This is a genomic window from Sulfolobus tengchongensis, assembly GCF_036967215.1.
Taxonomy (GTDB): domain Archaea; phylum Thermoproteota; class Thermoprotei_A; order Sulfolobales; family Sulfolobaceae; genus Saccharolobus; species Saccharolobus tengchongensis_A.
The window spans coordinates 1939907-1962170 of the sequence record NZ_CP146016.1 but is presented as its reverse complement, the minus strand read 5'-3'; the positions used below and the strand labels follow the sequence as shown (position 1 = coordinate 1962170).

General features: G+C 33.8%; 20 protein-coding genes. 10 read left to right on the top strand and 10 right to left on the bottom strand.

The window, feature by feature from the left end; all coding sequences use genetic code 11:
* Positions 1-19: 19 nt before the first annotated feature.
* The 3 genes from V6M85_RS09270 to V6M85_RS09265 form a co-directional block, all read right to left on the bottom strand.
* Positions 20-370 carry a nucleotidyltransferase domain-containing protein gene (locus tag V6M85_RS09270; protein WP_338599102.1) on the bottom strand — a complete coding sequence of 117 codons (351 nt, stop codon included), beginning with the start codon at positions 368-370 and terminating at the stop codon, positions 20-22.
* A complete protein-coding gene (locus V6M85_RS14205) occupies positions 355-534 on the bottom strand; it encodes a HEPN domain-containing protein (protein WP_422398057.1) in 180 nt (59 codons plus the stop codon). The genes V6M85_RS09270 and V6M85_RS14205 overlap by 16 nt, the downstream gene beginning before the upstream one ends.
* Before the next feature lie 67 nt (positions 535-601).
* Positions 602-733, bottom strand: coding sequence for a HEPN domain-containing protein (locus V6M85_RS09265; protein WP_338599100.1), 132 nt, complete (start codon positions 731-733; stop codon positions 602-604).
* A 91-nt stretch (positions 734-824) separates the two neighbouring features.
* On the opposite strand from V6M85_RS09265, the gene V6M85_RS09260 reads away from it, so the two are divergent.
* Positions 825-2768, top strand: a complete 1944-nt coding sequence (locus V6M85_RS09260) for a Sip1-related alpha-galactosidase (RefSeq protein WP_338599097.1) — start codon at positions 825-827, stop codon at positions 2766-2768.
* A 140-nt stretch (positions 2769-2908) separates the two neighbouring features.
* On the opposite strand, the gene V6M85_RS09255 is transcribed toward V6M85_RS09260, so the two are convergent.
* Together V6M85_RS09255 and V6M85_RS09250 are read right to left on the bottom strand one after the other, a co-directional pair.
* A complete protein-coding gene (locus tag V6M85_RS09255) occupies positions 2909-4129 on the bottom strand; it encodes an HD domain-containing protein (protein ID WP_338599095.1) in 1221 nt (406 codons plus the stop codon).
* A gap of 737 nt (positions 4130-4866) precedes the next feature.
* Positions 4867-5253 (bottom strand): AAA family ATPase, encoded by a 387-nt coding sequence (locus tag V6M85_RS09250; RefSeq protein ID WP_338599093.1) that lies wholly within the window; start codon positions 5251-5253, stop codon positions 4867-4869.
* A gap of 314 nt (positions 5254-5567) precedes the next feature.
* Between V6M85_RS09250 and araD the strand changes: the two genes are divergently transcribed.
* Entirely contained in the window at positions 5568-6689 is a 1122-nt protein-coding gene (gene araD / locus V6M85_RS09245) for an arabinonate dehydratase (RefSeq protein WP_338599090.1), read from the top strand.
* A gap of 33 nt (positions 6690-6722) precedes the next feature.
* Positions 6723-8057: a hypothetical protein gene (locus V6M85_RS09240; RefSeq protein WP_338599088.1), complete on the top strand. Its 1335-nt coding sequence runs from the start codon at positions 6723-6725 to the stop codon at positions 8055-8057.
* 40 nt (positions 8058-8097) lie between these two features.
* Here the strand turns inward: V6M85_RS09240 and V6M85_RS09235 are convergent, their stop codons facing one another.
* Complete coding sequence (locus V6M85_RS09235) at positions 8098-9399, bottom strand: MFS transporter (RefSeq protein WP_338599085.1); 1302 nt, start codon at positions 9397-9399, stop codon at positions 8098-8100.
* 361 nt (positions 9400-9760) lie between these two features.
* Here V6M85_RS09235 and V6M85_RS09230 point away from each other — a divergent pair, with 361 nt between their 5' ends.
* Positions 9761-11179 carry an MFS transporter gene (locus tag V6M85_RS09230; protein ID WP_338599082.1) on the top strand — a complete coding sequence of 473 codons (1419 nt, stop codon included), beginning with the start codon at positions 9761-9763 and terminating at the stop codon, positions 11177-11179.
* 34 nt (positions 11180-11213) lie between these two features.
* Here V6M85_RS09230 and V6M85_RS09225 read toward each other — a convergent pair whose 3' ends face one another.
* Together V6M85_RS09225 and V6M85_RS09220 are read right to left on the bottom strand one after the other, a co-directional pair.
* Entirely contained in the window at positions 11214-13361 is a 2148-nt protein-coding gene (locus tag V6M85_RS09225; protein ID WP_338599080.1) for an ABC transporter substrate-binding protein, read from the bottom strand.
* 114 nt (positions 13362-13475) lie between these two features.
* Positions 13476-14360 carry a fumarylacetoacetate hydrolase family protein gene (locus V6M85_RS09220; RefSeq protein WP_338599077.1) on the bottom strand — a complete coding sequence of 295 codons (885 nt, stop codon included), beginning with the start codon at positions 14358-14360 and terminating at the stop codon, positions 13476-13478.
* Positions 14361-14445: 85 nt separating this feature from the next.
* Here V6M85_RS09220 and V6M85_RS09215 point away from each other — a divergent pair, with 85 nt between their 5' ends.
* A complete protein-coding gene (locus tag V6M85_RS09215; protein ID WP_338599075.1) occupies positions 14446-15882 on the top strand; it encodes an aldehyde dehydrogenase family protein in 1437 nt (478 codons plus the stop codon).
* 160 nt (positions 15883-16042) lie between these two features.
* Positions 16043-16933, top strand: a complete 891-nt coding sequence (gene pip / locus V6M85_RS09210) for a proline iminopeptidase (RefSeq protein ID WP_338599072.1) — start codon at positions 16043-16045, stop codon at positions 16931-16933.
* 184 nt (positions 16934-17117) lie between these two features.
* Here pip and V6M85_RS09205 read toward each other — a convergent pair whose 3' ends face one another.
* The gene (locus V6M85_RS09205) at positions 17118-17747 is read right to left on the bottom strand and encodes a type 1 glutamine amidotransferase (protein WP_338599070.1); all 630 of its coding nucleotides are present in this window, start codon (positions 17745-17747) and stop codon (positions 17118-17120) included.
* Positions 17748-18160: 413 nt separating this feature from the next.
* Here V6M85_RS09205 and V6M85_RS09200 point away from each other — a divergent pair, with 413 nt between their 5' ends.
* Positions 18161-19090 (top strand): zinc metalloprotease HtpX, encoded by a 930-nt coding sequence (locus V6M85_RS09200; RefSeq protein ID WP_338599067.1) that lies wholly within the window; start codon positions 18161-18163, stop codon positions 19088-19090.
* 301 nt (positions 19091-19391) lie between these two features.
* Here V6M85_RS09200 and V6M85_RS09195 read toward each other — a convergent pair whose 3' ends face one another.
* A complete protein-coding gene (locus V6M85_RS09195) occupies positions 19392-20027 on the bottom strand; it encodes an NAD(P)-dependent oxidoreductase (RefSeq protein ID WP_338604719.1) in 636 nt (211 codons plus the stop codon).
* A 173-nt stretch (positions 20028-20200) separates the two neighbouring features.
* Here V6M85_RS09195 and V6M85_RS09190 point away from each other — a divergent pair, with 173 nt between their 5' ends.
* The 3 genes from V6M85_RS09190 to V6M85_RS09180 all read left to right on the top strand — a co-directional run bounded on the left by V6M85_RS09190 (position 20201) and on the right by V6M85_RS09180 (position 22220).
* A complete protein-coding gene (locus tag V6M85_RS09190) occupies positions 20201-20461 on the top strand; it encodes an AbrB/MazE/SpoVT family DNA-binding domain-containing protein (RefSeq protein WP_338599064.1) in 261 nt (86 codons plus the stop codon).
* Positions 20458-20856, top strand: a complete 399-nt coding sequence (locus V6M85_RS09185) for a type II toxin-antitoxin system VapC family toxin (protein WP_338599061.1) — start codon at positions 20458-20460, stop codon at positions 20854-20856. The genes V6M85_RS09190 and V6M85_RS09185 overlap by 4 nt, the downstream gene beginning before the upstream one ends.
* Positions 20857-21539: 683 nt before the next feature.
* Positions 21540-22220: a helix-turn-helix domain-containing protein gene (locus V6M85_RS09180; RefSeq protein WP_338599058.1), complete on the top strand. Its 681-nt coding sequence runs from the start codon at positions 21540-21542 to the stop codon at positions 22218-22220.
* Positions 22221-22264: the final 44 nt, after the last annotated feature.

Genomic DNA, 22264 nt, shown 5'->3' with positions numbered 1-22264 from the left:
GCTGATAGACATATAATCTCTATATTTCTCTATAAACATCTATAAATTTCTTGAACCATTCCTCGTACATCTTCCTTGTTGTTATATGAATTTCGAAGATCCCGAAGACATTCAGTTTAATTAAAATATGGGCATTCATTTTAGCCATCATATCAACGTTTGCTCCATATTTATCAGAAATGACAAGGATATCAATATCGCTATCTGGCTTAAAATTCCCTCTGACGTAACTACCAAACAATAATACCCTAGCGTCTGGATCTAATTCTCTCACTGACTCTTTAATTTTAAGTAAGTAGTTATCAATGTTATTAAGTACCTCCTCTCTCTCCTTTTTATATTTTAAGAGTATGTCTATGAACTCAGACATTGTACAATCGTCTCTTTAAACTTGTCAACAAGACTTAAAGCTCTTTCAGCATGTTCCTTGATGTACTCTGTTGGTAAGTATCGTGAAGAGATATATGCTTGTTGAATTAGAGAAATTATGTCAAAGTTTTCCTTAAGGAAGTTCTTCCACGCATTGTTTGTCATAAGCTATTCTTAAATCCCTAATCAGTCTAATTAGATCATGACTTTTAGGGCAATCAGAGGTCTTTACCTAGAGCAAGTATTTTATGTAGAGTTGAATGTACTGTTCTACGTTAAAGAGAACTAGATCATAAAATCCTTTTTGGAAATTGAATTCTGCAGTAATTAAAAATTTCTCTGCTCTTTCTTTTAGAAAGCTCATAAAAAAGAAGAGTATACAAAGTTTAAAAGTTAAGATAATAACATTCTTTCTCTTACTCCTTTATATATTCGTTTTCAGATAGGTTATAGCAATGATCTGGATAGAGGATGAAAGTGGAAGAAAATATAAATGCGATCAAAGTGGAAATTGTGAAAATATAGCGTTAGTTAAAGTAGATACAACTGATTTTTCTGATGGCAAAGTATATAGTATTGAAGTTAAATCATTTGTTAAATTATCTAAGTTTCCAATAGAGATCAAACTTGACATAAATCCAGAGAAAATACTTTCTTTAACTACGCAACAAATTTATTCTGAAGTATATGGTAAAGCATTCGCATACTATAATCAATTAGGTATAGATATGGAGCCAGTCACTGAACCACCTAAAGAAGTTAAGTATGAGATTAGAGATCTTGATCACGAGAAATATATACGAACATATCCATGTTGGCTTTACCCTGTGTTTGGGGTAATTCCCAATTACTCTGTATTTGCTCTGATCAAGAACGGAGATGTATATCAAGCGTTATTTACGCTTTCCAATAACGATGTTACTGCATATTTACATAACGATTTGGTGAAAATTTACACTGGATATAATGCTGATACGATTAGGAAGAGCTACTTCCTCTCAGTTGGGATTTCTAGCAATCCTTATGAAGCCATAAAGTCTGCAGTTAAGATCGCTTCTAGAAGTACTATGACCTTCAAGCTTAGGGAGGAGAAGGGATTTCCAGATAAAGTAATGAATGGAATTGGTTGGTGTAGCTGGAATGCCTTTCTAACTAAAGATCTAAACGAGGATAATCTGGTTCGAGTAGTTAAGGGTATAATGGAGAAAGGGATAAAACTGAGTTGGGTAATCATAGATGACGGTTGGCAGGATCAAAATACTGATAGGGCGATAAAGGGCATTACACCAGACAATAAAAAATTTCCTAAAGGTTTTAAGAATACTGTAAATACACTGAAGGCTATAGGTATCAAATATGTTGGATTATGGCACACTATTAACGCTCATTGGGGTGGTATGACGCAAGATTTTGTGAAATCGCTTAATGTAAACGCTCATTTTACGTCTTTTATTAACAGTTATGTTCCCAGTCCCAATCTTGAAGATGCTATAAATTTTTACAGAATGTTCGATGGGAGTATATTTAAGGAAGGGTTTGATTTCGTTAAGGTTGATAATCAATGGATTATCCACGCAATATATGATGGTTTTTCAATTGGAGTTGCGAGCAGGAACATTCAACTAGGATTACAGTATGCAGTGGGAAAAGACGTGATAAATTGTATGTCTATGAATCCAGAAAATTATTGTAACTACTTTTATAGTAACGTGATGAGAAATTCCATAGACTATGTGCCTTTCTGGAAAGATGGGGCTAAGTTACATCTAATGTTTAATGCCTACAACTCCTTGTTGACATCACAAATAGTTTATCCAGATTATGATATGTTCGTGTCTTACGATCCCTATGCAAAGGTTCATCTCGTAGGTAGGATATTCAGTGGAGGGCCAATATATATTACGGATAGACACGCAGAAAAAACCAATGTGGATTTACTAAAGTCAGTGGTCCTTCCAAATGGTGAAGTAGTTAGAGTAGATGAACCTGGTCTGGTAACTGAGGATTTGTTGTTTAGAAATCCTTTAAGGGAAAAAGTTCTACTAAAATTAAGGAGTAAAGTAAAAGGTTATGATGCAATTGCATTCTTTAATTTGAACAATGAAGAAATAGAAGAAGAGTTCAATTTAAGCGCAGATTATTATTACTATAAAGTGTTTTCTAGAGAATTTGGAAATGGTAGTTTCAAAATAAAACTCAAGGAACTTGATACTGAGATTGCGATAATTTTTCCTAAAGACGTTAAAGTAATAGGATTAAAGGAATACATGTTACCACCATACCCGGTTATCACGGAAGGAAGGGTCGTAATTCCTAAGGCAGACGGAACATTGCTCTACGTTGAAGATTCTCAATTGAGGGAAATAGATGTTAAAAAAGGTAAGGAGGTCATTTTATGACTTAATACGAATTCTTAATTTTTAATATAATATAGAAATAAACTAAAATTTTTCAAAATATGGGCAGAAAGTTCAGTCTCTCTTTGGCGGAGAGGAAGTCAGCTTAATTCCTTTTAGAAGACGCTAATAACATCTTAGATCTACGAACATTCTCTTAAAATATCGAGAATGTCTTTCATTTTATTCTCTGCACTTTCATGATATCCAATTACGCCCTTTTTTATACTTTTAAGAGATGATACTATTATAGATTCGCTACTTAATGGTTTTATCTCATCGTCATCATAAACGAAAATTTCATCATCACTGTATGGAACATCATAGAAATCGTGATATAATATTAGTCCATTATTCTCCTTCATTATCTCATTAATCTCTTTTCTTTTTTTATCCAATATCTCATAGCAGTTGCCAACTACGTCTCGTTTAAATCTCTTAAACCCTCTTCTATAGAGTATCGCGTTATAAAATTCCTTTCCTGCCTCTTCTAATTTAGAAAGTATTTGTACGTCGTTTAGCTTTAGGTAATTTTCTGGCGATATATTAGGTATTAGGCCTTTTTGAATCAGCCTGACTACGGCATGAGACAATATTGCATTATATAACCCTACAACGCTGTGGAAGTAAACTGTTTCGTACATGTACATTCTTGCGAGCAAAAATTGTTCTACAACTGGTAAGGCTTTCTTCAGTACTACTAACCTATCATTCACATAAATTAATGACCTCTTTATTCTCTCTATATCAAAATTGCCGTATCCAACTCCCGCAAAGTATGAATCTCTTAATAAGTAATCTCCTCTATCGGCATCTAGTGGACTTGATATAATCAATGAAGCGAAATTCTCTTCTCTAGTTTTCGGAGTGGACGAAATTACTCTCTGTATAAAATTTACGGCATCATAATTTTTTGATAATTTATCTAGATAGCTTGAAAGATAGTAGTCGATAATCCTATTTCCAAATATAACATGGGTTTTCTTTCCATAATATTCAACGTCAATCCCATATACTTCCTTAGCAACTGATAGCGCATTTTCGAAAGTGTGAGAGAATGGCAAATGTCCTATATCATGAAGTAGTCCTGCTAGAGATATTAGATTTAAATAATCATCATCGATAAAACTTACATCAGTGTATTGCTCCGAATTTATCTTGACGTATTTTGCAAGCTCTTTAGCTAGATGCATTACGCCTAGACTATGTTCAAATCTTGTATGTCTCATGCCAGGATAAACTAAGTAGGCCAATCCAGTTTGGGTGATGTATCTAAGTCTTTGAAATATATCGGCGGAAACGATTTGCAGTATTTTATCATCAATTTCTATATAACCGTGAATTGGGTCTCTTATGATTTTCATAAAAATACTCTCTAGGTGATATTTATTAAATATTTAGGGTTTACACATCTTACCTAGCTTATTAAAACTTGAATTCTTTGATCTTATATAATAGATATATTGTAATAATAACAATAGTAATAATAAATTTTAGGTTAAAATTATCCGATAAACTATCTTAATGAGGTTATTGTGTACTTTTCTATTGAGAGATTGAAAAATCTGTTTGGGTAAAGTAGGTTGGAAAGATTTTTAATAAATAAGAGATAAAATGTGCTCATTATTTCATAATATTTATGAAACTTTAACTATAATCTCAATAACACAGTATTTTCTAAATAAGTTTGATTTAAGTTCTAATGATTCTGCTTGATACACTCTCATTACCTTAAAAGTATGGGTACCCATGAAATTTATATTTAGCAAACCAACAGACGAACCTTTTAATAGAGAAAAGGAAATTAATCATAACGTATAAGGGAGTTTATAGATTACGTGAAGATTATTTTTTAATTATAGTCATTAATTCACGTTAAGGGGTTTGGGTCTCATTGAATCTCGTATACTTTGTATTCAACTCTCGACCCTCATATAAAACCGGAAGCTTGGACCTCGCCGAAGTCGCGGATTTTTCCGCTTATCCTTTTCTAATCCCATTAGGGGGATAACCCCACTCACCTTACGGTGAGGAAACCCCCACATCTTGATTTAACCCCACCATCATTCGGGAATTTATCATCCATATCTAGGGGTGGGATCTAAAAATACCTAGCATTTATTCTTTTTCTAAACCAACTTCCATAATCCTTCACACTTTGAATCTCATCTAAGAAAAGATACTTAGGTTTTTTTCCTGTTAATTCATAAAAAGCTACTAATATATCGTCAAGGTCAGTTACACTTAAGTTCTTCAGCCTAGGATGTTCAAAATCTATATAGAGAATTTCATCTTTGCAGGCTTTTCCTTCAGTTATTATTTTCCTTATGTTGTTGTAAAGGATAAAGGTCTTTCCTACTCTTCTACCTCCGGTGACAGTAAAAATATAATTTGTATCTAGAGGTAATTCTAATTCCCTATCAATAATAGGTGGTAAATCGGTATTGAGAAATTCCGCAATAACTGATTTGAAGTCTTCAACTCTCACAATACTAAATTTTACGATAGACTATTATAACTTTCTAACCTATTTTCCCTTAAAACTAGTAGAATATGACTACCAGTTTATGTGGATTTTAATTATGATATTTCTCTTTCAATTATAACTAATTATAAAATGCTGTTTGGGCTGAAAATACCATGAAACTCCGCAGAAGAACTTACACAAACTGTAAAGGACCATTCCATGATATAGCGAAGTCCATACCTTGTTCACTTAATCACATTACTCTAGATTAGTTTTCTATTATACTTTACCGGGTTAGGACTTATATTTATAAGGCTAAGGTCATACTTACTCACATGATAAAAGATATTAGAACATACAAGTTATGTTATGAAGGAATAAACGATGAAAGGGACGCTTTAGCAATTAAAGGATTAGCTGAACACCCTATGGAAATAGTAGTTACTGAAATCGAGACTTCCGATGGTTATGTAGGTTACGGTGAATCATTAGCATATGGTTGTTCTGACGCTGTTCAAGTTACAATAGATAAAATATTGAAGCCTCTACTCCTTAGGGAGGATGAGGAACTCATAGAATACTTATGGGATAAGATGTATAAGGCTACCTTAAGATTCGGAAGGAGAGGAATTGCGATAGCTGGTATTAGCGGTGTGGATACAGCCCTTTGGGATATAATGGGAAAGAAAGCGAAGAAGCCAATTTATAAATTACTCGGGGGTTCAAAAAAGAAAATCAGAGCCTATATAACGGGTGGATATTACTCAGAAAAGAAAGATTTAGAAAGGCTCAGAGATGAAGAAGCGTATTACGTTAAAATGGGATTCAAGGGAGTCAAAGTGAAGATAGGAGCTAAAAGTATGGAAGAGGATTTAGAAAGACTGAAAGCTGTAAAAGAAGTGGTAGGTGAAAACGTCAGAATAGCTGTTGATGCTAATAACGTTTATACATTTGAGGAAGCATTGGAAATGGGGAGAAAGTTAGAGAAATTGGGAATATGGTTCTTTGAAGAGCCTATACAAACTGATTATTTAGATCTGAGTGCTAAATTAGCTGAGGAGTTACAAGTTCCCATAGCTGGATATGAAACAGCATATACTAGATGGGAGTTCTATGAGATAATGAGAAAAAGAGCTGTAGATATAGTTCAGACTGATACCATGTGGACAGGTGGAATATCTGAAATGATGAAAATAGGGAATATGGCAAAAGTCATGGGGTATCCCTTAATCCCTCACTATTCTGCAGGTGGTATATCACTTATATCTAACTTACATGTTGCAGCAGCTCTAGGTACTGAATGGATAGAGATGCACTTGAGGAAAAATGACCTAAGAGATAAAATATTTAAAGAGAACATAGAAATAGAGGACGGTCATCTAGTTGTACCAGATAGACCCGGATTAGGATTTACAATTAAAGAAGATGTGTTTGAGGAATATAAGTGTAAGTCGTGAATCTTTTTTATTTAATCGTCAAAAAATTCTACCATGGAGAGAGTAGGAGAGATACTTTCTAACCTACCTAAAGATTTCGCAAAGATAGTAATCCAGATACTCACCTCTGACAGTTGGAATAGATTAGACAGAGACGTCAATTTTTACCAATTAGGCTTAGGTATAGGAAGAGCAGTAAATAGAATCGACAGAGAAACTCTAAAGATCATAATTAAATCATGTGAATATTATCAAAGCCTATGTAGAGGAATAGCTAAAGGTATGGGAGAAATAGAGGTCGATAAAGATTTGTTACTTTATTTGGGAAATCTAAATCCAATTATGGCAATGGAGATATTGGCAAATCTGGAACTTTATAAATATCCCGAAATTATTAAAACATTAGCAATTAATGTTTCCACATTAAAGCATTTACCAAATGTGGGAAGTAACTTCGCTAGACAGTTCGATAAACTTCCCTTTGAGATTAGAAAACAAGTAATTGACATATTTAAGGACAATTTAATGTTCCTCTACGAGTTCCTACAATCTGTAAATTTAAATAAGTTAGATAACTTAGAGAACTTTTTAAATAAAAACAAAGAAATCGATGAGATAATAGGTTATAGATTATATGAAGTTAATGACAAGATCAAGGAAAAGCTATTGAATTTCCCAAGTATAGCAATTGGAATAGGAAGGGGTTTTCAAAATTTATCATATTATTGGAAGAGAAAAATAATAGAAAAAGTGAAATCAGATGTGCAATTCGCAAAGGGTTTTTTATCATCTGTAGATTTTTCTACTCTAGAGGACGAATTTGCAAACGCGTTAATTAAGATAGCAGAGAGTAACGCAGAACTGGCTAAGGTATTAGGTAGGAACTTTGGTAATTCCTTGCCCTATTTAACCGAAGATTTAAAGAGTTTAGGCTTCAATATGGTCGAAAGGAATCCCGATTTCGGTTATGGATTTGGAGAGGGGATAAGTGAATCTTTAGGTAGTTTCATTGGGTTCATCAGAGGTAAAGTATATGAGTTAAAAAGAGAAGATCAAGAAAAGATTTTAGATTTAGCATTCAAATTCGTTTATTTTGCCAAAGGTCTCTTTACGAGCTTTAATGCAATATTCTTTTTCGAGAATAAGGAGAAAATTCTAGATTTAATAATTAAATATGATGAATATCTTCCCCTCTTTATTGAACAAATTGGAAGGAGAATAAATGAGTTTGACTTGTCAAAACTTCTTACATTAAAAGGTAAACTAGGAATGGAACTTGGAAGAATATTATGCAGGAATTTTATCTATCTTAGTAATAAAAATAGGGAGATTGTATTATATTGGTTATCAAAAAATGATGAATTGAGAAATGGATTTTTACAGTGCTAGTAGGAATATATACAATTTATTTTATTAGATGTAAAGTAGATTATTCCATTTCCTTACCTTTAGTTTCTCTGAGTACTATGAGCGCTACTAAAGAGATGGCAAAATATATCGCAAAGATCATAGCAAAGGCCCACCAATTACCCGTATAATTTTCTCCAACTAAATCCGCAACTATAATGGGGGCAAGGCCACCTGCAAATGGTGCAGCCATATGATAAGATAATCCAGTACCTGAATATCTATACTTTGTTGGGAAGTTTTCAGCGAAAAATGCAGGAATTACAGCATATGAGCCTAATACTGCTAGTACCATTAATACTTGAGCAAGTAATATCATTGAGAAAGTCCTTGAGAATAGTAATAATACATATGGAAAGCTGAAAATCAATCCAAATGCAAATGCGGAAATCATCGCAAGTCTTCTTCCAATTTTGTCAGCTAAAATTCCGAAAATTATAGTAATGAATATTCCTATTAGTGCGGAAAGTGTAACACTTAAAAGTGCCAGACTCTTTGAAAACCCTAGACCAGCTAAGAAGGTTACAGAATATACTGAATATAAATAGAATCCAGCATTTTGTGCAGCCCAAGAAGCTGCTAATAAGAGAATTCTACTCCAATATTTTCTCCAAACCTCTATAGAAGGTATTTTTGAAACTTCTCCTCTTTCAATTATACTTTCAAATAGTGGACTCTCTAGTAATGCTAATCTTATTATTATACCTATTATTGCAGCTATTGCTCCAATCCAAAACGCTAATCTCCATCCATAATTAAATAGACCTAATGGCGAATTACTAGGAAATGCTGAAAATAAACCTAACATGGCGGAAGCCCATAATAAGCCTATTGGAACTCCTTGTTGAACCCAACTTCCCCAGAACGCTCTCCATTTAGACCTTGCAGCATATTCAGTTAACCACGTTGTTGCTCCACCCCATTCTCCACCTACTCCTATACCTTGCAGAATTCTAGAAATGGTTGCTATAGCTAAAGAGCCAAAACCTAATACTGCATATCCCGGTAGGAAACCTATTATTCCGGTTCCTATCCCCATTAATATCAAGTCCCACAATAATCCAGTTCTTCTGCCTAGCTTATCTCCCAAATGACCAAATATCATAGCACCTATTGGCCTGGCGACAAAGCCTACAGCATAAGTGGATAGAGATATCAGCAATGCAGTTATTGGAGAATAGAAGGGTGGAAAGAAAAGTTTAGGGAATATTAGTGATGCAGCGTATCCATAAAGGAAGAAATCATACCACTCTATCGTTGTACCTAGTGAAGTCCCAACTGCTACTTTGATTACTTGAGTCGTACTTATTTCTTTACCTCCCATATGATAACATATTCTTCTACAGTAAATAAAGTTTACTATTCTAATAAATATAATATTATTCATTAGAGATATAAATCTATCTTCTATATATAGAGATGAATATAGAAAAATTTATATCAATTAATCTAGTTTATGTCAAATTATACTAGAATTTAATGTAAACGACAATAATAAATGAGTTTAATTAATAGTATAGATAACGAAGAATTACTAATATTCTACATGTAAAATACTTTCTTTTACATCTTATTGATCTCTTCTTACTGCATATTATAATTACTATAAGCTATATATGGATTATTAACAAGTTAAGGTATGTTTTTAAATATTCCTTATGGCATAATCTCTAAATGAGAAAAGTATGTCTCAGTACTCTAAAGAGGAAATAGATAAGGGAATCAAGAGAATATATGATGTAGTACTAGGTACTAAGAATATCACAGCTAGGTATATAGTGATATTAGCGTTAGCTAGCTTATGGCTAGATGCATATGATTTCGCGTCCTTAACTTTTGCAGTTAAATCTCTTGAAAACACATTCTCTAATGTCCCCTCTATCCTAATTTCTCTCGCAATAAGCGCAGTTCAATTAGGTGCAATAATAGGTGCAGTGACTGGTGGTTGGTTAAATGACCGTATAGGTAGAAGAAATATGTTTATTTTAAATATGATACTATTCACGGCTATGGCAATTTTAGGAGGTTTGTCCACTAACGTTTATGAATTGACGATTTTTAGAGGTTTACTAGGCTTTGCATTAGGTGCAGATACCGCTACTGGTTTTGCCTATATATTCGAATATCTAGAAAAGAAACAGAGGTTATTCTGGTCTAATTTATGGCAGTTGCAGTGGTATATCATGTATGAAGTTACGATAGCTTTTATACTACTTCCATTCTTTTTCACAACTCATTCTCTAACAGCTCCATTACTATGGAGAGTTATGATGATAGTTGGTGGTGTTTTGGCTTTTGTTATACTATTACTAAGAAGTAAGATTCCGGAGTCAGTATTATGGTTGGCGTATCAAGGTAAGTTAGCAAGCGCTAAGAGAATTTTAAAGCAAACCTATGGAATTGATTTAGCTGACGTGCCGGATGTTGATTTGCAGTTAAGAGCACCAGCTAGAGGACTAAAAAGTGCCTTCAGTATATTTAGGAAAGATAAATGGAGAGAGCTTGTTTACAGCTTTAACGGTAATTTTGAACAAGGGTTCATATTTTATACCTTTGGTTTCTACATACCCTACATTTTATTAGCGTTAAAGTTAGTTGGACCATTGGCTTCAATAGAGGCCTCAGCATTTTTATATGCTGGTGGGGTCTTAGGGGGTTATCTAACTGCATGGCTAACACCTAGGATAGGTACTAAGTCTCAATATGTAATGGGCGCAGTAGGTGAAGGGATTTCAGTAGGTTTAATTGCCCTTACTTATATCTTTAATTTGCCTTTAATATACTTTGTGGTATTCTCCTTCTTGTTCTACTTCTTCCACGTTATAGGTCCTGCTAGTCAAGGCATGACCTCTATAAATGCGTTCTTCGGAGCTAAAGAGAGAGGAACAGCTGCAGGTTGGGGATACTTCTGGGTAAAATTAGCTGCATTTATAGGATTATTAATAGGAATCCTTGGGGTTTCTTATAGTCCGGTAACATTGACATTAGGCTTAGCAATATATGGCGTCTTAACGGGAATAATAGGATGGCTTATAGGATATGATACTAGAACTTACAAGCTAGCAGATATGGAAGAGTTGGAAGAAAAAGCAACTACTACTTAAATATAAAAAATATTTTTTAATTCTTTTTTAAAAATTACCTTCTCCCTCTTGCTACTAGTAATAATGCAATTACTATTACAATGACAATTACAATAACTCCTACTATTATTGTATAGTTCACTTGGCTTGTCTTAGGAGTTGTATTTTGGGATATGATACTATTGTTAGTAATTTGCGTAGTAGTGCCTAATACGGAAGTACTACTACTTGTTGTACTGCTAGTCGTAGATACATTAACGGTATAAGGCTGGTAGTACATCATGTTATAAAAGTAGCCATCAAACTGATTCCATACAAATCCCCTTAAGTAAGGTTGCGTAAAGTAATATACTATGTAATTAGGTAACCAGATGTAGGGTGCCTCTGCATATAAGATCTTATAAGCTTCGGCTACCTCTTGTGTCTGAAGCGTGCTATTAGTTATAAATGGCAATGTAGAGTACATATTTTGTAAAACAGAATTATTTACCCATGCAAAATTTCCACTAATTCCTCCAAATTCTACATCAGTTTGTGCAATTAATTCTTGAAATATTGGATCTGGCCAATCTGGATACCAGCCGAGGTCCGCCATCGAAGGAGTAGTGGCAGGAGATAACCAACCATCAACTATTGAAGGCAATACGTATTTAAATCCTACTGATATTCCTAACTGGGCTAGATTTTGTTGTATTATATTTAATTCCTCTTGTTCTAATTCAGTTACTGGCGTTATTGCGTATATATCTAATGTTTGTAGCTGATTTCCTTTAGGATTACCAATCACGGTTCCGTTAGGTAAAACTACATAGAACTTTCCCACATACCCTGCCTCATTTAGATAATGTAAAGCTAATGAGAGATTGTATGTATAAGGATGTAAGTTATCCATCTGCATTACTTCATTATATAATGGAAATACTTGTGATATTGGACCTAAATATTCTGTAGCTCCTAACTGTCCGTTTGGCAATTTGAATAATTGTAGCAATTCACTATAATTAATTCCATATACTAGTGCTAACCTGAGGTCTGTTATATTAGTGGGATAGACTTCTGTATTTAGCGAGATGAAGTATGCCGCTGCCTCATATCCTACATTTGTAAATATTTGATTAAAGCTTACATATTTATTATATTCGTATGCGTTATACATTTGCGATAAGTAAGGTTGGCTTACATACGAAATTTGAGCTAAATTGTTAGCAAAGTCTTCAACTCTGTCGTTGTGAGAGAGTCCATAATCTATTATAATAATTGGAATATGTGCAGGCTCTGCAACTGAAGGTATATTACTTAGGTTTTGTGCCCAATAATGAGGATTTTTTTCAAGAGTTATCGTAGACATTCCAGCCCCTATATGTAGAATTATATAAGGTCCAGTTCCATTCATACCATTAGTATTTATGTAAGCATTTGGAGTATTTGGTTGAACTCCGCCATGTTCGTCTACTGCAATCGGATTCACTATTGCTCCCCACCAATCGGCAATATCAAATAGGAAATACCTATAAGGATATAATGTATTTATTTGTACTTCGTATGGTCCTTTTACTACTACTGCTTGGTATGGGTATTCCATTATCTTTTGTATTGTTTTGTTTGCTGCGTTGAAGTGTGAAAGTATTGATGCTAATACTTGTGCTGTTAATGTGAAATTATTAGCAGTGGGTAATCCAGTAACGTTCTGAATAGCGTTATTAACACCCCAAGGAATAGCATAACCAGTATTCGAAAATACAGTACCATTAAATAGAAGATTATCGTAATTTGAAATACCTGCCCCTTGCCCCATCAATATAGTTCTGTAGAACGAGAACCACACAGTTGAGGCATTTACCTGTACTCCATCTGGGAAGTACACTCCATGTCTTATGTAGAATGTCCAATTCTCATAATTTGAGGTTGACCAGTTTTGTGCTATTACTGGAACTACCTGCAAATAATTAGAACCATTAAACTCAACTAATTCTTGAAACACAGCAGTGAAAAATGGTCCGTCTTCAACTGCAAATCCAGTAGCAGGGTCTAAAGCGTCTGGAGGAATTGTTTGAGATACGTCAACTAATTGTGACGTATTAGATGGTGCTATGGTTATTGTTGTAGTTTGTTGGCTTGTTGATAAAATCGAAAAAGACACTAAAAATATGTTGAACATTATTAAAAATAATACAATAATACTCTTACTTATGACCTTCTCCATACAGTGTTTAATTAGATTCTTGTATAAATACTTTTCTTTCTTTCAATATTTTAACTTCTCATCACTATTTGATTAATCATCATAGGCAAAAAATGAAAAAATTGTGATATTATGTTATTTCTTTCTTTCAAGTTTTATTACTGGTGTTATCAGTGTCCCTAAGTTACTTATGCTTATTTCCACTATATCTCCGTGCTTAAGCCCCTTATCTCTTCCTGGGACTATTGCTGTTCCAGTAGTTAATATTGTTCCATCTGGTATTGGATTATCCCTAATAAGGTACTCTATTTGTTCTTCAATTTTTCTTCTCATTTTACTAGTATTTACACTACCTTCATAGAATACTTTACCTTCTCTCAAGATCCTCAATTTTATATCTAAATTATATGGATTCTTTACTTCATCTGGTGTAACTATGAATGGTCCAAAAGCACAGCAGCCTGCATATATCTTAGATTGAGGTAAGTAAAGTGGGTTCTCAGCCTCAAGATCTCTAGCCGAAACGTCATCCATTATGGTATAACCTAAAATTTTTCCGTTGGAATCTAAGACCACTGCTAATTCGGGCTCCGGTAAGGTCCATTCGGAATCGCTCCTCACAGCTATGGCTTCACCATGCCCAACACATCTATTTGACGTTGCCTTGAAGAAGATTTCTGGTCTCACTGCGTCGTATACGGTTTCATATATTGTCTTACCTAATATTCTGGCTACGTTTTCCTCAGAATATCTCTCCCTAGCCATTTCATATGATATTCCCGATCCCCACACCTCTAAGGGATCTAATGGCTTAGTTATCCTAACGTCATTAACCTTAAAGTTCTTCAGTAACGACTCGTAATCTAGCCCAACCACTTTATCTCCTAATACTTCCTTATTTTCTGAGTATCTAATCAATGCTTTAACTGGATCTTCGTCTAGTCTTATTACCATATTATTTTCTAATATTGCGTAACTTATGTAATAACCTCTTTTTACAACTCTAAATATTTTCATCATGATAAAATCCTCTTAACATTTAATAAACTTGTTAGCAAACATGTTAGCGTATCAAAATAAAAACAGTTAAAACGAAATAGTACCTATGAAATCGTATCAAGAGCTTGCGGATAAGTGGATTAAGGGCAATGGAGAGGAATACCTTGATATAAATCCTGCAGATAAAGATCACGTATTAGCCAAAATCAAATTGTCCACTAAGGACGACGTTAAGGAAGCTATAAATAGAGCTGTAGCTAAATTTGAAGAATGGGCTAAAACCCCCGCACCTAAAAGAGGCTCCATTTTACTTAAGGCTGGAGAATTAATGGAGCAAGAAGCTCAAGAATTTGCTTTATTGATGACCCTAGAAGAGGGTAAAACACTTAAAGACAGTATGTTTGAGGTAATGAGAAGTTATAATTTACTAAAGTTCTATGGCGCCTTAGCCTTTAAGATATCCGGTAAAACACTACCTTCAGCAGATCCTAATACAAGAATATTTACCTTGAAAGAACCTTTAGGCGTAGTAGCATTAATCACTCCATGGAACTTCCCACTTTCAATACCAGTATGGAAATTAGCTCCAGCCCTAGCCGCTGGTAATACCGTATTGTTAAAACCTGCTACTAAAACGCCATTGTTAGTAGCCAAATTAGTTGAAGTATTGAGTAAAGCTGGCTTACCAGAAGGTGTAGTGAATTTAGTAGTAGGAAAAGGAAGTGAAGTTGGAGATACCATAGTGACAGACGATAATGTGGCTGCTGTTTCGTTTACAGGATCTACAGAGGTTGGGCAGAGAATTTACAAGTTAGTAGGATCTAAGAAGAGAATGACTAGGATACAGTTAGAGTTAGGAGGGAAGAACGCACTTTATGTTGATAAGAGTGCTGATTTAACGTTAGCTGCAGAGTTAGCTGTAAGGGGAGCTTTTGGGTTAACTGGACAATCTTGTACTGCAACGAGCAGGTTGATAGTTCATAAGGACGTATATAATCAGTTTAAGCAAAGACTTTTAGAGAGAGTTAAGAAGTGGAGAGTTGGTCCAGGTACTGAAGATGTTGATATGGGTCCAGTAGTGGATGAACCACAGTTTAAGAAAGATCTAGAATACATAGAGTATGGGAAGAGTGCTGGAGCTAAGTTAATTTATGGTGGAAATACCATAAGTGGTAAAGGATATTTCCTAGAGCCTACTATATTTGAAGGAGTTACACCAGATATGAGATTATTTAAAGAAGAGATATTCGGACCTATATTGAGTGTAACCGAGGCTAAGGATTTGGATGAGGCGATAAGATTAGTTAACGCTGTAGATTATGGTCACACTGCAGGTATAGTATCAACTGACATCAAAGCAATAAATGAATTTGTAACTAGAGTTGAAGCTGGAGTAATAAAGGTCAATAAACCAACTGTAGGATTAGAGCTTCAAGCACCCTTCGGTGGATTTAAGAATTCTGGTGCCACTACATGGAAAGAAATGGGAGAAGAAGCACTAGAGTTCTATCTAAAAGAAAAGACAGTTTATGAGGGATGGTAAGATAAAAACAATAAAATTAGTCTCTCTATCTTTTTAACCTATAAAAGTAGAAAATGATTTTGCTTGACGCTAAAGCACACTCCTCTAACGTTTAACAAATCAAGTAAGGTTTTCCATTATTTTTTAAGACTTATATAACCTAATTTTATAATTAATCCATATGATAAATATAGAAGAAGGATATAGGAATATATTGGGAATAAGAATTTATTATAAGATGTATAAAGCTAGTAATAGTAATAAGAATTTAATAACACTACATGGAGGCCCTGGAGGTTCTCATGACTATTTAATACCTTTAGCAGAGTTAGCAAATTATGGTATTAATGTACTATTTTATGATCAGTTTGGATGCGGTAGATCTGATGATCCCAAAGATCCATCTGAGTATACAATAGAACGTGGAGTTGAAGAATTAGAAGAGTTAAGAAAACAGATTTTCGGAAACGAGAAAGTAGTGATATTAGGTCATTCGTATGGTGGGGCTCTAGCAATAGCTTACGCACTTAAATATCAGCAAAATCTAAGGGGACTTATTATAAGTAGTGGTCTATCTAGTGTTCCTTATACTGTTAAAGAGATGAGACGACTCATAGATGAATTACCAGAAAAATACAGGAATGCAATAAAGAAATACGAAAGTTTAGGAGATTTCAGAAATCCAGAATATTTGGAAGCTGTAAAATTTTTCTATAGCAAACATTTACTAAGACTTGAAGAAATGCCAGAGCCAGTAAGGAGAACTTTTGAATTTCTAGAAAAGAGAAGAACTTACGAGATAATGAATGGACCCAATGAGTTTACCATAATTGGGACAATAAAGGATTGGGATGTTACGGAACAATTAAGTAAGATAAATGTTCCCACGTTAATAACTGTGGGTAGGTACGATGAGGTAACACCTAATGTAGCAGAACTTATCCACAAAAATGTTAAGGGATCAAAATTAGTGATATTTGAAAATAGTTCGCATATGGCAATGTGGGAGGAAAAAGACAAATATCTTAAAGTAGTTAGGGACTTCATTGATGAGGTCTATAGTAGGAATTAATAAATGCTAGAGTAGTTCACGATCTTTTCAGATCTCAATGCATAGCATTGTTATGATTAGGATAAATTTTACGTCCCTCTATTCTCTTTTTAAATATAAATATTTTATTGGAAAAATATTTAATACATTACATATACGAATTTAAAAACAATTTATCATAACAACACGATATTATTTCTACATACTAAAATTGTAGCCAATATTTTATTATTTTCTCGGCATTACTTTCCAATTCTTTTTCATGTTTTCTAACTTCATCAATTATCCTATCATCTCCTCCATAAGTCTTAATCCACTCCTTAACCATCTCTGAATTAACTTCAATGTGAAATTGTAGAGCTAAAACTCTACCAATTCTAAAGGCTTGAAAGTAATTTCTACTATAGCCTAATAGTTCTGCATTTGATGGTAAAGAGAAAGTGTCGCCGTGCCATTGAAATACCGTCAGCTCATCACTTTTCATGAACTCCTTTAGGTCACCTAATAGTTTAATCTTTTGTATCCCAATCTCTTGTCCAAAACCACCTTTAATTACTTTCCCGCCTAACGCTTCAGCAATTAATTGTGAACCTAAACAAACTCCTAAAACTCTTCTATTTTCACGATAGGCTTTCCTTATTAACTCCATTTCCAAGTTCAGGAAAGGATACCTATCACTTTCATAAACTCCCATTGGTCCTCCCATTATGATTAAAGAATCGAACTTCTCATTACCTTTAACTTCTTCACCCATCACTTCCTTAACGTTACTTAGAAATTTCTTAAAAACCCCTAAAGTCTCCACGGGATGATTATATATTGCCAAAATTGTCATATTATATAAAAATTATCTTCAGTTTAATAAATTTTTTGAAGTTTCTGGCAGATTTCGCTATTAATTATCTATAATCAATAAAAATTTTTATTATCAGTTTAAAATAATTTTATTCTTCATATTATCGTTAATTGATGTTAAGTAACTATCTCCAGTAATTAATGAAATTTAATTTTTTGCTCGTTAGAAAGTACATAAACGTTCAAGGAAATCCAGTTAGATAAATGTAACGTTGATAAAATGGAAAAGTAAATCTTGTTCGATATTGAGCCAAAGAACTAGACTAATCGTTAGATTTCCATATTTTTCCATGTCTTTATATCTATCATGCTAACTCCATGCTTTACGTAAAGCCTTGTCTTTCAACTTAATATATCTAAGAGTTTAAATTCTCACAAAAGGAAAAATAGGCGATGAAGATAAAGGATAAGCTGATATTAAATATGGCATTAGCTTTAATTTTAACAATATTATCGGAAGCACTAGTATTGTTAGTAATATCTTCTTTAACTCATATTTCATTTTTACTTATAGTTCCATCGCTTTTTATATTTTGGCTCTTTCAATGGATTATTTCACCTTATGTAGCGGGGAGAGGTGGTTATGAAGTCTTCCCATATGATCCACAATACGGTTGGCTCAATCAAATGGTAAAAGATATTGCAGAAGAGTCTAAAATAAAACCACCAAGAGTCTTTCTAATTGACGCTCCGTATCCAAATGCATTCGCGTATGGAAATAGCATTAGCGGAATGAGGGTAGGGATTACCTTACCTCTTTTAAACATTCTTAATGAGGATGAGTTAAGAGCTGTTATAGCTCATGAAGTCGGACACATAAAGCATAGGGATATCGAAATAGGTCTCACCATAGGTCTTATTCCTACAGCCCTAGGTTATATTAGTAATCTTCTAATAACCTTTGGATACATGGCGCTTTTATTTGCAATAGATGAAGTGGAATTTCTCTTCGCGCTAGTAGCATTAATAATAGGTTCTGCAATTTTCGTTATAACCTTAACATTACAACTATTCGTACTTTGGTTCAATAGATTAAGGGAATCGTATGCAGATTATAATTCATTTCTAATTTTAGGTGAATCTTCTAAGGCATTGGTAACTGCTTTAGCTAAGATTGAGTTGTATATGCAAAACGTTAGATTAGATCCATTTACTGGGATAATAGTTACTGCTCCGCCAATTAAAGTTCAGGAAAGAGATCCTATTTTGTTGGTTGAAAAGTGGTTGCGAACCAAGGTTAGCGTCTTTACAGATATTTTATCTACTCATCCCCATCCTGCTAGAAGAGCCCAAATGATTTATAAATTAATTTACAGTTCTTGATTAGATAAAGCATATTTTTAACCAATTCTTTAACTTTTACTGGGGTTAAGGGGTAGAAGTTCCTCTCCGGGATGGGTATAGGGTAGTTCATTTGAACTCTCTCATTTAATTATTAAGCACTCATTGTTTCCTATTTTCAAGATAAAAACTGTATAACTAAAGAAAATACAAGTTGCTTATCATGTAAACAAAACAACTAAGACCTTTTGAGAAGCTTTACGAATTTACGTTATAATATTCTGTGAATTATAAGCTCAGCATATGGATGACAAAAGAAATCTAAAAAAAAAAAAAAACTAAATTAGTATCCAACAGTAAAGCGCTGTCTATGAAATCTAGGTTTTTCGATCTCATACAATATGGCTACCGCAAAGTCTTCCATAGAAATGTAACTGCGACCTTGAGAATCAAAAATCAACTTGTCTGTGTCAATTCTATATTTTCCAGTACGTACGCCGGGTTCAATGAACATCGGCGGACTTACGTAAACCCAATCTAACTCTTTTTCTTTCTTGAAAACTTCTAATGCCTCTGCTGCGGCTTGAGCTATTGCACGCCATTCAGTGGGGAAGTTTGGCATATCCATCAAACGTTTGCCAGGTTCAACTTCTAGACTTCCAGCACCGCCAACGAAGATTAAACGATTAACTTTAGCTAATTTAGTTCCCTCAATAAGTGATTTAGCCATAATAACGAGATCACTTTCATGACCAGTATCTGGTCGAATCGACGCAACTACTACATCAGTACCACGTACTACCTTAGCTACCTGATTAGGATCTCTTATATCAGCTGAGATTACAGTTAATTTAGGATTGGAAATTGTGATTTTCTTAGGATCGCGTACAATAGCAATCACATAGTGGTTTCTATCTAACGCTTCACGCAAAATACGTTGACCAATTCTACCACTTGCACCAAACAACGCAATACGCATAACAAATCCCAGCATCTCGTGGGTATCTCTGCGTTAAAAATTTTGCTTACTGACAATAAAGTAAGGTATTCTATAGTAACTTAGTATTTCGTGAAGAAACTTAAAACAGACGTTATGCCCTATTAGGAGAACTTTTATTGTAGTTTAGCCAGTTTAACTATAGTGAAGCCAATTTGACCATAAGGGTTGAGGTTGGAAAGAAGGGTTATATTATAATTCCCAAAAAGATTAGAGAACTCTTAAGCATAAATGAGGGAGATACTCTTATTTTAAGAGTCGATGATGGAAAGATAATATTAGAAAGAGAAAGAAAAATTAATATAGAAGAGGTAAAGAATAAACTACAACAGCATGAGCAAAGATTATCCTATGTAAGGAAACCAAAGTTAGGCGAATTAAAAGGAGTCAAGATGGAGGAGGAGTTTGAAGATTGATATTTCTGGATGCGAATTTCCTCATATATTTGAATTTAGCAGTAGAGGAAGTAAAGAATTATTACTTAAACTTACTCTCCACTGAAAGTCTCGCATTGGATCTCTTAGTTGTTGACGAGGTAATATATGTTTCAAAGAAGAAGTATAATATAAAATTTGAGGACACGATAAGATTTCTAGATGAGATTGTCCTGCCTTACGTCACCGTTCTTCCCTTAACTTCAAAAGAATATGAAGTAGCAAAAGAATTTATGTTGAAATATTCCCTTTATCCTTCAGACTCTCTGCACATAGCGGTAATGGTTAACAACTCAATTAAAAAGATCGTCTCAGAAGATAGCGATTTTGATAAGATTAAAGAAATTGAGAGGATATGGATATCCATGGAGAGTTAGAATATATAATATTAATAACATTGCATAAGTTATGAAAAGGAACTCAATTGAGAACCCCAACTATAAACAGAAGTTAAGTAAAATCTTACTTAACCCTTAAATTCTTGGCAAGTTATGTGATACCTTTTCACTATGAAGTTTATCTTTCACGTTAATCCCCTTGGGGTTAAGGGGGTAAAAGCCCCCATCGGGATGAATAATCCCCTTATAGAGAGATATGAAGAGTATATCCGTTTATCTCATGTTGATATCATATGATGAATAATATCATAATATTCCTATTAACCAAAAATTCGTTATAACGCTCTTTCACGTCTTTATTTTTCACTCTACACCTTAGGTTTGCAGAGTTGGAGGATGCGATTAACTAAGCGTAGCTGAATAGTAGATTGGTGCAGAAGCTGGTCGTATAAGGGCATTCACAGTACTTCAAAATTGAGTAGAGAGGTAAAATGATGTACATTTTTATGCAAAATTTTTGGCTGATACAGTTTAAGATTAATGAATTAGATCCATTTAATACATATTTCCATTGGTTATTTGAAGTTAATGAATATTTGTAAAGCCTATTCTACTTATTACTTTAATATAAATTCTTAACAGCTATTACAATTCAAGTAATTGGTTTATACACAAGTCATGATAATATAAACATATTAAGGATATAGATGATATAAGACTTGATGCATGTTTTCAAAATGAAACTTGGTTTAAAACATGATGCATGCTGGACTTATAAAACATCTGACTTTAACGTTAATGCGGAAGTTAAATATCTTTTTCCCTTAATTACGAAAAATTCCATTTTCGAAATAGCCGAAATTTATTCAAATGATAAGAACGATCTTTCCGATTTCATAGCAACCGTTAGTAGAAAGTTCGGTAACAATATAAGAGTAGTCAACATAGACAGACCTAGATCTAGTAAAGCTGCACTTCTATATTATTTTAAGAATTTTGATAATTCAGTAACTAAAGTAATGATAGAAAATAATGCAGTAATAACTAATCTTTTAATAGGAAATGGAATAGAGGAATGGTACGCTTATTTCTTTGGTGAGGAGGACGAAGTGATTTCTAATTTGTCTAATGATCTTAAAAAGATAGATGTTAAAATAGAGAATATTGACGTGGAGAGAAGTAAGGTGAATGAGATAAAAAATGACTTAATGATACTTAATTCGTTAACTCCAACTGAAAGAGAAATACTTAGTGCTGCCATTAAGTTAGGATTTTTCGAATACCCCAAGAAAGTGAGGTTAGAAGAATTAGCTGAAATGTTTGGAGTCACTAAAGTTACATTAGATAGACATATAAGAAATGGATTAAGAAAAATCTTAAGTCAGTTATTTATAAATTCGTGATAGAATAGAGGGATAGATACATAGTGTCACTAAGAAAAATTTTA

Coding starts and splice junctions, on each gene's coding strand:
- V6M85_RS09225 (WP_338599080.1), bottom strand. CDS start 13,361: ATGGAGAAGGTCATAAGTAAGAGTATTATTGTATTATTTTTAATAATG.
- V6M85_RS09235 (WP_338599085.1), bottom strand. CDS start 9,399: ATGGGAGGTAAAGAAATAAGTACGACTCAAGTAATCAAAGTAGCAGTT.
- V6M85_RS09180 (WP_338599058.1), top strand. CDS start 21,540: ATGCATGTTTTCAAAATGAAACTTGGTTTAAAACATGATGCATGCTGG.
- V6M85_RS09205 (WP_338599070.1), bottom strand. CDS start 17,747: ATGACAATTTTGGCAATATATAATCATCCCGTGGAGACTTTAGGGGTT.
- V6M85_RS09240 (WP_338599088.1), top strand. CDS start 6,723: ATGGAGAGAGTAGGAGAGATACTTTCTAACCTACCTAAAGATTTCGCA.
- pip (WP_338599072.1), top strand. CDS start 16,043: ATGATAAATATAGAAGAAGGATATAGGAATATATTGGGAATAAGAATT.
- V6M85_RS09195 (WP_338604719.1), bottom strand. CDS start 20,027: ATGCGTATTGCGTTGTTTGGTGCAAGTGGTAGAATTGGTCAACGTATT.
- V6M85_RS09260 (WP_338599097.1), top strand. CDS start 825: ATGATCTGGATAGAGGATGAAAGTGGAAGAAAATATAAATGCGATCAA.
- V6M85_RS09215 (WP_338599075.1), top strand. CDS start 14,446: ATGAAATCGTATCAAGAGCTTGCGGATAAGTGGATTAAGGGCAATGGA.
- V6M85_RS09255 (WP_338599095.1), bottom strand. CDS start 4,129: ATGAAAATCATAAGAGACCCAATTCACGGTTATATAGAAATTGATGAT.
- V6M85_RS09230 (WP_338599082.1), top strand. CDS start 9,761: ATGTCTCAGTACTCTAAAGAGGAAATAGATAAGGGAATCAAGAGAATA.
- V6M85_RS14205 (WP_422398057.1), bottom strand. CDS start 534: ATGACAAACAATGCGTGGAAGAACTTCCTTAAGGAAAACTTTGACATA.
- V6M85_RS09200 (WP_338599067.1), top strand. CDS start 18,161: ATGAAGATAAAGGATAAGCTGATATTAAATATGGCATTAGCTTTAATT.
- araD (WP_338599090.1), top strand. CDS start 5,568: ATGATAAAAGATATTAGAACATACAAGTTATGTTATGAAGGAATAAAC.
- V6M85_RS09265 (WP_338599100.1), bottom strand. CDS start 733: ATGAGCTTTCTAAAAGAAAGAGCAGAGAAATTTTTAATTACTGCAGAA.
- V6M85_RS09220 (WP_338599077.1), bottom strand. CDS start 14,360: ATGATGAAAATATTTAGAGTTGTAAAAAGAGGTTATTACATAAGTTAC.
- V6M85_RS09270 (WP_338599102.1), bottom strand. CDS start 370: ATGTCTGAGTTCATAGACATACTCTTAAAATATAAAAAGGAGAGAGAG.